13 protein-coding genes are annotated in these 13,222 nt (G+C 64.2%); 8 read left to right on the top strand and 5 right to left on the bottom strand.

Translation table 11 applies throughout. The features are described from left to right. Positions 1–343 precede the first annotated feature (343 nt). The gene (pdxR, locus tag FAZ11_RS23885) at positions 344–1,744 is read right to left on the bottom strand and encodes a MocR-like pyridoxine biosynthesis transcription factor PdxR (RefSeq protein WP_058774242.1); all 1,401 of its coding nucleotides are present in this window, start codon (positions 1,742–1,744) and stop codon (positions 344–346) included. 171 nt (positions 1,745–1,915) lie between these two features. On the opposite strand from pdxR, the gene FAZ11_RS23880 reads away from it, so the two are divergent. From FAZ11_RS23880 to FAZ11_RS23870, 3 genes are all read left to right on the top strand, one after another. After that, entirely contained in the window at positions 1,916–2,347 is a 432-nt protein-coding gene (locus FAZ11_RS23880; protein ID WP_058774243.1) for a carboxymuconolactone decarboxylase family protein, read from the top strand. Between the two features lie 493 nt (positions 2,348–2,840). Further along, entirely contained in the window at positions 2,841–4,538 is a 1,698-nt protein-coding gene (gene aspT, locus FAZ11_RS23875) for an aspartate-alanine antiporter (protein ID WP_058774244.1), read from the top strand. Between the two features lie 15 nt (positions 4,539–4,553). Further along, complete coding sequence (locus FAZ11_RS23870) at positions 4,554–6,173, top strand: bifunctional aspartate transaminase/aspartate 4-decarboxylase (RefSeq protein ID WP_058774245.1); 1,620 nt, start codon at positions 4,554–4,556, stop codon at positions 6,171–6,173. A 29-nt stretch (positions 6,174–6,202) separates the two neighbouring features. Here the strand turns inward: FAZ11_RS23870 and dmeF are convergent, their stop codons facing one another. Continuing rightward, positions 6,203–7,132 (bottom strand): CDF family Co(II)/Ni(II) efflux transporter DmeF, encoded by a 930-nt coding sequence (dmeF, locus tag FAZ11_RS23865; protein ID WP_058764739.1) that lies wholly within the window; start codon positions 7,130–7,132, stop codon positions 6,203–6,205. A gap of 7 nt (positions 7,133–7,139) precedes the next feature. After that, positions 7,140–7,415: a metal/formaldehyde-sensitive transcriptional repressor gene (locus FAZ11_RS23860; protein ID WP_058764738.1), complete on the bottom strand. Its 276-nt coding sequence runs from the start codon at positions 7,413–7,415 to the stop codon at positions 7,140–7,142. 176 nt (positions 7,416–7,591) lie between these two features. On the opposite strand from FAZ11_RS23860, the gene FAZ11_RS23855 reads away from it, so the two are divergent. From FAZ11_RS23855 to FAZ11_RS23840, 4 genes are all read left to right on the top strand, one after another. Then, the gene (locus FAZ11_RS23855; RefSeq protein ID WP_204957148.1) at positions 7,592–8,167 is read left to right on the top strand and encodes a sigma-70 family RNA polymerase sigma factor; all 576 of its coding nucleotides are present in this window, start codon (positions 7,592–7,594) and stop codon (positions 8,165–8,167) included. Further along, on the top strand, positions 8,164–8,871 hold the full coding sequence (locus FAZ11_RS23850; protein ID WP_137279623.1) for an anti-sigma factor: 708 nt from the start codon (positions 8,164–8,166) through the stop codon (positions 8,869–8,871). Before FAZ11_RS23855 ends, FAZ11_RS23850 begins: the two co-directional genes overlap by 4 nt. A gap of 74 nt (positions 8,872–8,945) precedes the next feature. After that, complete coding sequence (locus FAZ11_RS23845; protein ID WP_137279624.1) at positions 8,946–9,509, top strand: fasciclin domain-containing protein; 564 nt, start codon at positions 8,946–8,948, stop codon at positions 9,507–9,509. A 429-nt stretch (positions 9,510–9,938) separates the two neighbouring features. Continuing rightward, positions 9,939–10,574, top strand: a complete 636-nt coding sequence (locus tag FAZ11_RS23840; protein ID WP_158295295.1) for an ATP-dependent Clp protease proteolytic subunit — start codon at positions 9,939–9,941, stop codon at positions 10,572–10,574. 28 nt (positions 10,575–10,602) lie between these two features. On the opposite strand, the gene FAZ11_RS23835 is transcribed toward FAZ11_RS23840, so the two are convergent. Then, positions 10,603–11,820 (bottom strand): PrpF domain-containing protein, encoded by a 1,218-nt coding sequence (locus FAZ11_RS23835; RefSeq protein WP_204957150.1) that lies wholly within the window; start codon positions 11,818–11,820, stop codon positions 10,603–10,605. Between the two features lie 156 nt (positions 11,821–11,976). Continuing rightward, the gene (locus FAZ11_RS23830) at positions 11,977–12,786 is read right to left on the bottom strand and encodes a DeoR/GlpR family DNA-binding transcription regulator (RefSeq protein WP_204957152.1); all 810 of its coding nucleotides are present in this window, start codon (positions 12,784–12,786) and stop codon (positions 11,977–11,979) included. A 253-nt stretch (positions 12,787–13,039) separates the two neighbouring features. On the opposite strand from FAZ11_RS23830, the gene FAZ11_RS23825 reads away from it, so the two are divergent. After that, positions 13,040–13,222: hypothetical protein (locus FAZ11_RS23825; RefSeq protein ID WP_241667495.1), on the top strand; the 183-nt coding region annotated here is incomplete at its 3' end.

The following is a 13,222-nucleotide window of genomic DNA, read 5'->3' as shown; positions in this document are numbered from 1 at the left end:
TGGCAAATTCGGCTCGCGAGAGCGTCTTTGTCCTATCAGCGGTCCAGGCGTGATCGAGGTAAAGGGTGGTGATGAAGGCGACGTCTAGCCAGCGGATGCTGCTAGAGCCGCAGAACCCGTTTTTTGAGAGGGTTGCCTGGAAAAAGTTTTATGTGACGCAATAGGCATTTTTGCGGTAACTGAGCGCAAGCCAGGGCAGGGCGTGCAGCGAAGCCTTGTCCAACGCTTGATGCGCAATGCATCCCATAACCGCCGTGCCAGAGCGGACGGCGATCGATGGTTGTCTTGAAGGGATGAGCGGTAGGTAGCCATGACGCCACCTGGCAACGCCAAGCAAGGCGGATCAGGGCTTCAGCTGTGCCAGCCGCCTGGCCAAGGCCAGCGCCTCGTCGTTACTGGCCACATTGGTGAACCCCACCAGCAACCCCCGCTGCTCTGGCTCTGCCAGATACCAGCGCGACAGTGCCTGTGCCGCTAGCCCCTCGGCCTGGGCGGCATCGGCCCAGGCCTGGTCGTCGCCCTGTGCCAGCCGGGCCAGCAGATGCAGGCCGCCGGCCTGGAGTTCGATCCGTACCCCTGCGCCCAAGGCGGTCGCCAGGGCCTCGGCCAGCCACTGGCGGCGTTGCCGATAGAGGGTACGCATTCGATTCAGATGGCGGGCGAAGTGACCTTCGCTGAGAAAGCTCGTCACCGTGGCTTGCAGCAAGAGGGGCGCGTGGTTGTGCAGGCGGTCGGCGCTGGCGGCGAAGGCCGCCACCTGGGCCGGCGGGACCACCAGATAGGCCAGGCGCAGCCCGGGAAACAGCACCTTGCTGAAGGTGCCGGCGTAGAGTACCCGGCCCTGCTCATCCAGGCTCTTCAGCGCCGGCAACGGCTTGCCCTGATAGCGATACTCGCTGTCGTAGTCGTCCTCGATGATCCAGGCGTCTTCGCGCTGCGCCCAGTCCAGCAGTGCCAGGCGCCGGTGTAGGGACAGCGACACACCCAACGGACTCTGGTGACTCGGGGTGACCAGCGCACAGCGGGCATGGGGGGCCTGGGCCAGGCCAGCGGCGACGTCCAGCCCCTCGCCATCCACCGGTACCGGGATCAACGCCAGGCCTGCCGCCTGCAGGGCGCGGCGGGCGATGAAGTAGCCCGGCTCCTCGAACCAGCAGGCATCGCCGGGCGCCAGCAGCGTTTGGACGATCAGATCCAGCCCCGCACGATAGCCGGCGCAGACGAACACCTGCTCGGGACTGCAGGCGATGCCGCGCGCCAGCCCCAGGTAGGTGGCGATGGCGGCGCGCAGGCCGGCATGACCGCGGGCAGCGGGATAGACCAGCCCCTCCAGCCCGGCACCGCGCAATTGCCGCGCGGCCAGGCGGGTCCAGAGTTTGCGCGGAAAGGCATCCAGCGCCGGCAAGCCCAATTGCAAAGGCAGGGGTGGACCGCCGGCGTGGATCGCCTCGACCGGGGCAGGCGGCGAGGTGATCGCCCCGCTAGGCGCCGACCGGTTCCATTGCGGCGAGACGAAGGTGCCTGCCGGGCCACGGGAAATCAGAAAGCCCTCGGCGATCAGCTGCTGATAGGCGGCCTCTACCGTGCCCCGGGCCACGTTCAACTCCGCTGCCAGCGCGCGCACCGCCGGCACCCGGTCCCCGGGGCGCAGCCGGCCCTGGTCCAGCGCCTGGCGAAAGCGCAGGTACAGCTGCCGGTAGAGGGGCAGGGCGAGGTGGGCATCGAGGGCGGCGGTCAGGATCATGGCCTAGTCTTTTAGCTCTTTCTTGGCCCTATAGCCTAGGTCATCGACCGCCTAAAGTGTGGCCTCCATTCACGCAGACCGCTCGCCTTGCGCCGAGGCCCGAGCACCCGCGCGCTGCCTTTCGCCGAACGCCCACAGGCGCATCTTTCACCAACCACTCTGGAGTAGCCCGTGAGCCAACTACGCTTGCCGTTTTCCACCCTGTCGCCCGTTGCCTACCAGGGGCTGATCGCTACCAGCCAGGCGTTGGCGCACAGTCCCCTTGGCCTGGAGCTGGTAGAACTGGTCTATCTGCGCATTTCCCAGATCAATGGCTGCGCCTTCTGCCTGGGCAAGCATGCGCATACCCTGCGTGAGCAGGGCGTCGCCCAGGCCAAGCTCGACCGCCTGGCCGGCTGGCGTCTCAGCGAGCTGTTCGACGCTCGCGAACGCGCTGCCCTGGAGTGGGCCGAGACCCTGACCTCAGTCGCCGAAAAGGGCGCGCCCGATGCTCTCTACGAACCGCTCAAGGCGCACTTCAGCGACGCCGAGATCTCCGACCTGACCCTGGCGGCAGCGCTGATGAATGCCTTCAACCGGCTGGCGGTAGGGATGCAGCTCTAGGGCGAGGCGGTTGCTAGCGATAGCCAGGACCGAAAGGCCGGCCATGCCGCTCTCAGGCGTCATGAGGTGGAACCCGACGAGCGGACCGCCTCTGTACCGGGCTGTTCAAGCAGGTAAGGAGCGCCGCCGCGACGACCTGCCTCGAGCCGGCGCAATCCGAGTGACAGCGGGCGCTCGGGCCCTTATCGACTACGGCCGAGAGACGCCCTTGGTGTCCGGATTCCAGGGCTGAAAGCCCCCTGTGCACGGTCCGAATTCGCCACGGCTGCGCTTTTGACAGCTCTGGAATGCTGTGCTTAGGTTCCTTGGGCCCTGCTGAGTTATGTCTTCTTATGACATGACTATTTCCGGCAGGCCGCCCTCGTGGTCAGGAACATCCTGCAGGGCACAGGCAGCGTACCAGGTGGAACGTGGTTCTCCCGGCAGCTCAAGTGTCAGGCCAGACGCCCGCTTCACCTTCTTCCGCTTTCAGCTCCCGGTCGAAGGTAGCCCCATGGAATACGTCCACCAGATCTTGAATCAGGCCCCGGAACTGGCCCTGTTCCTCTCCTTGGCCATCGGTTACTGGGTGGGAAGTATCCAGTTCGGCAAATTCCAATTGGGCGGCGTCGCCGGCTCGCTGCTGGTGGCGGTGGTCATCAGCCAGGTCGGCATCAGCATCGACAACGGCATCAAGTCGGTGCTCTTCGCGCTGTTCATCTATGCCGTCGGCTTCGAGAGCGGGCCGCAGTTCTTTCGCTCCCTTGGGCGGCAGTCGCTGCGCGAGATCGTCCTGGCGGCGGTGATGGCGCTCAGCGGTCTCCTGACCATCATCGCCTGCGCCCGGCTGTTCGGCCTTGACAAGGGCATCGCCGCGGGGATCGCCGCCGGCTCCATGACCCAGTCTGCCATCATCGGCACCGCCAGCGCGGCCATCGCCAAGCTCGACCTGCCGCTGGAACAGATCCAGCTGCTGCAGGGCAACGTCGCCGTGGGCTATGCCGTGACCTACATCTTCGGGTCCTTCGGCGCCATCATCCTCTGCGTCAATGTGCTGCCCTGGTTCATGCAGCGCAGTATCCGCGACGATGCGACCCAGGCCGAGGCCGAGTTGCTGGCCGGCGCCAAGGTCTATGGGCCGGGTGAATTACCGGCCATCCCGCCGCTGGTAGGGCGCCTCTATCGCATCGACCAGGCGGCTGGCCAGACCGTGGCGCAACTGGAGGTCAGCGGCCAGGGTGATCCCCAGGCGGCCCTGACCATCGAGCGCATCAAGCGTGGCGGCGCCCTGGTCGGGGTGACCCCGACGACGGTACTGGAGGCCGGCGACGTGGTGCTGGTGGTGGGGCGGCGTGCCGGGGTGGTAGCCATCGCCGCGCGCCTGGGCGCCGAATTGCAGTCCTCGCCCGATATGGACGTGGTGGTGGTGCAACGCGACGTCACCCTCGACAACCCCGCTTTCATCGGCCGCAGCGTGGCCGAGATCCGCCAGGCCGCCAACCAGGCCCTGCGCCACGGCGTCTACGTGGTCGGAGTGAAACGCGGCGGGCGGCCGCTGGCGCTGGAGCCCGAAACCGTCATCGCGGCGGGCGACCTGGTCACCCTCTATGGCACCCCGGACGACATCCAGAGAGTCGCCCAGCAGGTCGGCTCCCTCGTCGTCCCCAGCGACAAGACCGACTTCGTCTTCCATGGCTTCGGCCTGGCGGTGGGCCTGCTCATCGGCCTGATCGTGATCCGCCTGGGCGCCATCCCCCTGACCCTGGGCAGTGGCGGCGGGGCACTGATCGCCGGTCTGGTGTTCGGCTGGTACCGCAGTCGCCACCTGACCCGCGGCAACCTGCCGCTACCGGCCTCGACCCTGCTGCGCGACCTCGGCCTGGCCGGCTTCGTGGCGGTAGTGGGGCTGCAATCCGGGCGGCAGGCGGTGGAGACCATCGCCACCCAGGGCCTGTCCATCTTCCTGATCGGGGTAGTGATCTGCGTGGTTCCCATCGTCATCACCATCCTCGTCGGCCGCTACCTGCTGCGCTATCGCAACCTGGCGCTGTTCGCCGGGGCCGTCGCCGGCGCGCGCAGTGCCAACCCGGCCTTCGGCGAGGTGCTGGACAAGGCCGGCAATTCCATCCCCACGGTGCCCTTCGCCGTCACCTACGCCCTGGCCAATGTGTTTCTCACCCTGCTCGGGCCACTGGTGGTGGCCTTCGCCTAACGAAGGAGGCAAGTCATGAGCGACGCCCAAGACGATTACGCCCAATACGCCAAGCTGAGTCCGTTCGAACTCAAGGACGAACTAATCAAGCTCGCCTCGGGCAGCGAAAACCGCCTGATGCTCAATGCCGGGCGCGGCAACCCCAACTTCCTGGCGACCCTGCCGCGGCGAGCCTTCTTCCGCCTCGGGCTGTTCGCCACCAGCGAGGCCGAGCTGTCCTATTCCTACATGCCCCATGGGGTCGGCGGGCTGCCGCAGATCGATGGCATCGAGGCCCGCTTCGAACGCTACACCGCCGAACACCGCGACCAGCCCGGCGTTTTGTTCCTGGCCAGGAGCCTGAGCTATGTGCGCGACCAACTGGGCCTATCGGCCTCGGCCTTCCTGCACGAGATGGTGGAGGGCATCCTCGGCGCCAACTACCCGGTGCCACCGCGCATGCTCAAGGTCTCCGAGCAGGTGGTCAGCCACTACATCGTCAAGGAGATGATCGGCGGCTACGTGCCGGCGGGCTCCGTCGACCTCTTCGCCGTGGAAGGGGGCACGGCGGCCATGACCTACATCTTCCATTCCCTGCAGCAGAACGGCCTGGTCAGCCGGGGCGACAAGGTGGCCATCGGCATGCCGGCCTTCACCCCCTACATCGAGATCCCGGAGCTGGAGGAATTCGGCCTGGAGCAGGTGCACATCCATGCCGATCCCCAGGCCAACTGGCAGTACCCCGACAGCGAACTGGACAAGCTACGCGATCCGGCGATCAAGATCTTCTTCTGCATCAACCCCAGCAATCCGGCCTCGGTGAAGATGGACGACCGCAGCCTCACCACCGTCGCCCGCATCGTCGCCGAGGCGCGCCCGGACCTCTTCATCCTCACCGATGACGTCTATGGCACCTTCGCCGACGACTTCCGCTCGCTGTTCGCCACCTGCCCACGCAACACCCTGCTGGTGTATTCCTTCTCCAAGTACTTCGGCGCCACCGGCTGGCGGCTGGGGTTAATAGGCGCGCACAAGGACAGCGTCTTCGACCAGGCCCTGGCCGATTTGCCGGAAGCAACGAAGGCAGCGCTGGACCGCCGCTACGGCACCCTGCTGCCCGACGTGCGCAGCCTCAAGTTCCTCGACCGCCTGGTGGCCGACAGCCGCACCGTGGCGCTCAACCACACCGCTGGGCTCTCCACTCCGCAACAGGTGCAGATGGTGCTGTTCTCCCTGTTCGCCCTGATGGACGAGAGCGATGGCTACAAGGCCGAGCTGAAGAAACTGGTGCGCCGCCGCGAAGCCGCGCTCTATCGCGAACTGGGCGTCGCCCCCGAGAACGATCCCAACGCCGTCGACTACTACACCCTGCTGGATCTCGAAGATCTGGCACGCAAACTCCATGGCGATGCCTTCGCCACCTGGGTGAAGGCCAAGTTCAGCAGCGGCGACCTGCTGTTCCGCATCGCCAAGGAAACCGGCATCGTGCTCCTGCCCGGCAAGGGCTTCGGCACCCAGCAACCGGCGGCGCGGGTCTCGCTCGCCAATCTCAACGAATACGAATACGCCAACATCGGCCGCTCGCTGCGCGCCATGGCGGAGCAGTATTTCGCCGAATTCGAGAGGGAGGGCGCCCAGACCGCGCCATCGAGCTGACCGGCGCGCTCCGCCCAGCGCCCGACGCTTCAGGCGATCCGGTACTCGACCGTCAGGTGCGTGACCTCGTGCACCGGCTGCAAGCGGCGACGAATGTCATCGGCATCCTGCTCCGCCGGACCGCTCACGCTGACGATGGCGGCGCGGGCTTCGGGCCCTACGCGCCAGACGTGCAGGTCGGTGATCACCAGTTGGTCGCGGTCGGCGAGCAGTTCGCGGATTTCATCGGCGACGTGGGCGTCGGTCCGATCCACTAGCACCGCGGCGGTATCCTTGAGCAGTAGCCAGGCCCAGCGAGCGATCACCAGGGCGCCGACGATGCCCATCACCGGGTCCAGCCAGACCCAGCCGAGCAGCTTGCCAGCCAGCAGGGCGACGATGGCCAGCACCGAGGTCACGGCATCCGCCAGCACGTGGAAATAGGCCGATCTCAGGTTGTTGTCTTCGCCATGGCCATGGCTGTGACCGTGAGAATGATCATGATGGTGGTGATGGCCGTGTCCATGCGCCTGTCCCGAGCCGCCCATCAGCAGCAGGGCGCTGATCACGTTGACGATGAGGCCGATGATGGCAACCAGGGTGGCCATGCCGAATTGCACCTGGATCGGCTCGAACAGCCGGATCACCGACTCGACACCGATGCCCAGCGCGACGAGACCCAGGATCAGCGCCGAGGCAAAGCCCCCGAGATCGCCCACCTTGCCGGTGCCGAAACTAAAGGCCCCATCTTCCGCATGGCGCCGGGCGAAGGCGTAGGCCGCGGCAGCGATGCTCAGGGCGCCCGCATGGGTCGCCATGTGGAAACCGTCGGCCAGCAACGCCATGGAACCGGTCAGATAGCCGGCGACGATCTCGCCCACCATCATCACCAGGGTCAGAGCTACCACCCCGAGCGTACGGCGGGCGTTGCGATCATGGTCGGCACCCAGGAAGTTGTGACTATGCTCCAGGCTGTTCATCTGCACCTCACTTGCCATAGCGGCGAATGGCTTCGAGCAGCTGCTCCACCCCTTCGGCCCGCTCCTGATCCGTCAGCGCGGGATGGGCGACATGCTCCCGCGCATGCTCTTCGACGATCTCCTCGAGCAGCCCATTCAGGGCGCCGCGGGTCGCCGCCACCAGGTGCAGGGTCTTGGCGCAGTCGGCTTCCTCCTCCAACGCCCGCTCGATGGCCTGTACCTGACCGGCGATCCGCTTCACCCGCTTGAGCAGGTCGTCCTTGCTGGCTTTCATGTGTGACATAGCATACCCCCCTATCCTATGGCGCTCACTATAGAAGGTCTTGGCCGGGCAGTGGAAGAGGGGGCTGTACCGTCGACAGCGGTGAGCGGCAGCGCTAAAAAAACGCGTAGCCGACTGTGCAAGCGGCATAGAGAAAAGCAGACTACAGTTCCTGCCAACCTTGTCGGAAAGCTTCCTTGACGATCAGATCGACAGCCTCCGCCAGCGCCGAAGTGAGCGCTGAATCCGTTGCTCTAGGGGTCTTGTTGCAAGCCTGCGGCCAAGGAAACCGGCTGGCCTTCGAAACGCTTTATCGCGTTACGTCGGGCAGGTTGTTCGGCATCTGCCTGCGCTATCTGAATAATCGCGCGGAGGCCGAGGAGGTATTGCAGGAGGTCTATACCGCCGTTTGGTTGAAGGCGAAAACGTTCGACCCGACGCTGTCTGGCGCTATGACGTGGTTGGCGACCATTGCGCGGCACAAGGCCATTGATCGACGTCGGGCGCAACATCGACACGAGCCGCTCGACAGCCTTGACGAGTGGCCGGCGCAGGAGTCAGTTGCCGAGGCTTTTGAAGCCCATCGGCAACGTCGCCAAATAGATCGTTGCCTGGAAACCCTGGGGCAGGATCAACAGACCTACATCCGCGTCGCCTTCTTCGAAGGCTACTCCTACGCAGAGCTAGCCGCTCGACACAGCATCGCGCTGGGCACGATGAAAAGCTGGATTCGGCGGGGACTCTTACAACTGCGAGCGTGCCTGGGATTATGAGCGATCACGATCTTCCACCTGACGATGACCACTCGCTGCTGATCGCGGAGTACGCACTGGGGGTGTTGTCCGCCGAAGAGCGCGTGGAGGTGGAGGAGCTGCTACGTGAGGATCCTGCTCTTCGAGAGCTGCTAGCGATCTGGCAGCGCCATTTCGACCCCTGGCTCGCGGAGTTTCCCCCGGTCGAGCCACCTCCTCGTGTCTGGCTGGGTATCCAAGAGCAGCTATTCCCGGCAGACAAGTTGTCACCCAAGCCCACACGGCAGTGGAACAATCCGCTTCTGTGGCGCTGGACGACCGCCATGGCACTGGCCGCTACGCTGGTATTGGCGCTATTCGTGGCCTGGCGCCCGCTACAGATCCAGGCGCCAACCATGCTCGCGCGCCTGGAACAGCGCGACGGCAACCTGTTGTTCAGCGCCACGGTGCAGGACGACGGGCGCCAGGTTCTGTTCGTGCCAACCAGCAAGGCCAGTTGGCATGACAAGAGTGCCCAGGCCTGGATCATCGCCGCCGACGGCAAACCTCACTCGCTGGGCTTGCTACCGGTCGATTCCGCGGTGGTGCTAGCGGTGCCCGCAGAACTCTCGGCGGTCGTCACCCGTGGCGCGGTACTGGCGGTGTCGCTTGAGCCCCCCACCGGCTCCCCCACCGGCGCTCCCACAGGACCGGTCATCGCCCAAGGAAAAATAGTTACGCTGTGATGCATCCGTTTCCTGGATCTCTCCGTACCTTCATCACCCTCATCCGGAGGGTCGAAGAACTCAGGAGATGAACCATGCACGCCTTTCTGCAACGAGTTGCCGCGGTAGCTAGTCTCGTCCTGCTCTGCACCACCGCTTCCGTCAGCTTCGCCGCCGATACGGTGATGGTTGGCGGGGCACCTATGTATCCCTCCAAGACCATCGTCGAAAATGCGGTCAACTCAAAGGATCACACCACGTTGGTTGCTGCCGTCAAGGCAGCGGGCCTGGTGGATACCCTCAACGGCCCGGGGCCGTTCACGGTCTTCGCACCGACCAATGAAGCCTTCGCCAAGCTACCGGCAGGCACCGTCGATACCCTGGTCAAACCCGAGCACAAGGCCGACCTGACCAAGATCCTGACCTACCACGTAGTGGCTGGCACCTACACCGCCAAGCAGTTGATGGCCGACGCCAAGAAGCATGGCGGCATGATGATGCTGAAAACGGTCCAAGGGGAACCTCTGACCCTCAAGCTGCACGACGGCAAGCTCTGGGTGGTCGACGCCAAGGGCGGCAAGGCGGCCATCACCATCGCCGACGTGATGCAGTCGAACGGGGTGATCCACGTGATCGATACCGTACTCATGCCGAAGTAGCCTCTCCAGCCATACGGACACTCGCCCAGGGTGTCCGTCACGGGGGCGGCCGCCCCCCAACGGCGAAGTGGTCGGCAGGTAGGCCGCGCCACTTCGTGCTCATCGAGCGCCGTGAGTAACGCCTGCGGTGGAGCGGCATCCATCATAGGCGTGGAAACGGACGCGCAAGTCGTGCCGCCATCCCGCCAGATCGCGCCCTGGAAATTGTCGCGCCGGTCACGACAACGAGCACTGTCGCTGCCGCGACCAGCAGATCGTCCTCGGCGCACGCTAGTTAGGCTTAAGAGGACCTTAAGCCGAGCGTCCTAGGCTGTGAAAATCGGGTCGGTTGAACGGCCTGCGGCCCGGGAGACGCGCATGAGCAGCGGATGTTCGAAGACAAGCAAAGGGTTGAGGCGAGGGGGCTTGGCCTTGTTGGCCTGCACTTGCATGAGCAGTTCCTTCGCTGAGATGACGGTAATCAAGGGGGAGGGGAGTGCTGCGAACGCCACTTCCGCATCGGTGTATTTCAATGCCGGTGTGAACGATCGCTCGATCAGTTCTTTACTGGCTGCCCTGAGTGACATCTCCGCGAAGTACCCCGGTACCCAAAACGTCAATCTCTATATCAATAGCGGCGGCGGCAGCATGGAAGCGGGTTACGTCGCCTATGAATTCATGCGCCGCTATCCCCTTCATGTGAATGCCATCAATACGGCTTTCACGGACTCTGCCGCAACACTGCTCTATTGCGCCGCGCCAAGCCGCTATTCCGAACCGCTTTCGAGTTTCCTCCTGCATCCCGCTGCGGTTAGCGTTCCCTTGAATGGCTACTTGAAACCTGACCAGGCCAAACAGGCGTTCGAGGATGCGGAGCGGGAGAACCTCAAGTTCAGCGAAATCTACAAAGGCTGTCTCAAACTATCGCCAAGCGACCTCACCATGCTGCTTTCCTCCGAAAGCAACAGGAAGCGCCTGGGCTACGAGGAGGCCAAGAAGCTGGGCTTGATTACCCAGGAGCGCGATCAGCTACCCCGCACGCCCGACCAGGCCACCTACTTCATCACCGATGGCGCCAGCAGATGACTTCAGGTCGGGCGGTGAGGCCAGCCGCTCAGTGGTCGGCGCCAAGCAGGGCCTGCAAGGTCCGGGTCAGTTCGGTCGAAGCCCCATAAAGCGGCACCTGGCCGCGCATCAGGATCTGGGCGCTACGCCGATAGGCTGCGGCCTGGATGTCGAGCCCCGCGTCGCCTTGCCGGGCGGTGACCAGGGTGTCCAATAGGCCGGCCGGATTCTCGAGGCTGACCGGTATATCGGTATAGGTTTGAGTAGGGGCGGGGACGCCCACAGCCACCTGAAACGCCGTGCTACCCGGCAGCAGGCAGGCCGCCGCCAGGCAGCAGCCACCGGAAACCGCCATCGAGCCATGACCGGTCTGGGGCGTGAAATAGCGCACCGCGAGATGGCCGCCGTGCCGCGGCGCCCCGACGATGCAGACCTTGGGGATGGTCTCGCTACGGGCCAGCTCCTCGCGGGTCAGCAATTTCCCGTCGCGTCGTCGCAATTGCATCCGCAGTCCGGCTTCGATCCACAGCTGCCGCAGCCGCGCCATGAAGACGGCATCGCCTTCCAGCTCGGCGATGGGTTCATGAGCGGTCTTGCCCAGACTCGCGGCGGCGATGATGACCATGGGTACGGCCACATCCACGCAGGACACCGCGACACCCTCGATCTCGTCCACCACGGCACCGGTGGGCAGCAGCGCGCCGGTCTTGCTGCCCACCGGTGACTGCAGGAACAGATCCACCTGGGGGAAGGCCCCCATCACTCCTGGAATTTCCGCCAGGACAAAGCGCCCCTCTGTATCCCTTGCCATACGGCTGACCGTGAGCACCCCGGTATTGGTATTGCGGATCTCGATGTCGAAAGCCCCACTCGCCGGTATCTCGATCAGCCCACTGTCCACCGCCCACAGTGGTAGGGCCGCCGACATATTCCCGCAATTCACGCTCCAGTCGATCTCGCCATGCTCATTGGCCAGTTGCGCCAGGGTGCTGACGATCCGCCGCCCCGCAGCCGTCTCCTCGATACGCGCCAGGAACACCTTGTTGCTGGTTGCCGGCCCCCGTCCCAACCCGGTGATCTGCCGATTCCCCGGCGCCTGACCGGTATGGGGAACACCCATCAGGTGCCGCAGCAACTCCGCCCGCAGGTGTTCCTCCTTTGGTACCAAGGGCTCCCAGATCACCACCCCAGTGGAGGTGCCGCCTCTCATGTAGTGGACAGGAAGTTCGGGGACGGGAGAGGCGAGCGGAGAGGGCTTGGCGTGCATGGACTGCTCCTTTGAACGGAATGAGGCGACCGGCTGAGGCAGAGACTTCGCTCATCTTCGCGCAGGCGGTAGCTCAAGCAGTATGACCATTTCCAGCGCACGCCTGAGCCCGTGCAGGCTCAGCCGCGGCGGTGATCCTGAACAGCAGGCGAAGGGTCAGCAGGTATGCAGCGCCACGTCGTTTTCATTGAGCGCCGTGAGTAACTCCTGCGGTGGGACGGCGTCCGTAATGAGCATGGATACACCCTCCAGGGTACCCAGCTCCACAAGCCCACTACGCCCGAACTTATAGGCATCCACGGCCAACACCACCTTGTGGGAGATACCGATGGCGACGCGGGCGAGCGCCATCTCCTGGTAGTCATCGTCGGCGAGACGTCCGTCCAGCTCCACGCCACTCACTGAAATGATCGACAGATCGAAGCGGAAACGTCTGATGAACTCCGCGGCATCCTCACCGAAGACGCTGCCGTCGGCGTTACGGACGAAGCCACCGGGTACGGCAATGGTGAAGTCGGTCTGGTCGCCCAGCAGCGAGGCGGCGCGCAGATTACAGGTCACTATCTTCAGTCCCGAACGCTGGGTCAGGGCTTCCGCGATGGCCTCGCACGTCGTGCCGCAATCCAGGTAGATCGCCGCGCCATCCTGGACGACCGAGGCCACCCGTTGCGCTATCCGGCGTTTGGCCTCGATCCGGTCGATACGACGCTGACGATAGGTGACGACATCGATGGCCGTGGCAAGGGCCACACCGCCATGGTGACGACGCACGCGCCCGGTAGCCGAGAGGTCGGCGATATCGCGGCGGGCCGTTTGCGTCGTCACCTGAAACCTATCCGAGATCTCCTCTACCGAGACATACCCGGTCGTTTCCAGCAATTGCAGTAGCGCCTGCTGACGCCGAGCCTTCTTGCCGGAGTCGGCAGCCTCGGCTGGCTGGGAAGGCATGGGGAGAAAGGCAGGCATGGTTTACCTCGGTTTAGGACCGAATCGCTCGCGGAAAATACCCGTGGATCGGTAGGCGTTCTGAAGCCTTGGTCGCTTCCAGATAGAAAGGCGGAAGTTTTATCCAAAAGCGACAAGCGAGCAAAAAAAAATTCCTCACTAGTCGTTAATGTCTTAAAAACAACAAAACAGAGCAAATTAAGTTTCATAAAACTACGTTCAAATAACTGCCTCGTCCATACGCCAACACCAATAAACACTCTGGAGAGACACCATGCGCTACCTCGTAAGCCTTCGCCGCACCGCGTTGTCCCTGGCCCTGCTGACCTTTGCTGGCTCTGCCCTGGCCGAAACCATCACGGTGTACACCGCCTACGAGGAGGACGAGGCCGCGGCCTTCCTGGCCGAGGCGAAGAAGGCCATGCCGGATCTGGATATCCAGATGCTGCGGCTGTCC

The organism is Pseudomonas rhizoryzae (assembly GCF_005250615.1).
GTDB classification, from domain to species: Bacteria; Pseudomonadota; Gammaproteobacteria; order Pseudomonadales; family Pseudomonadaceae; genus Chryseomonas; species Chryseomonas rhizoryzae.
Note: the sequence above shows the minus strand (reverse complement) of the source record. Positions and strands in the feature narration are given on the sequence as shown.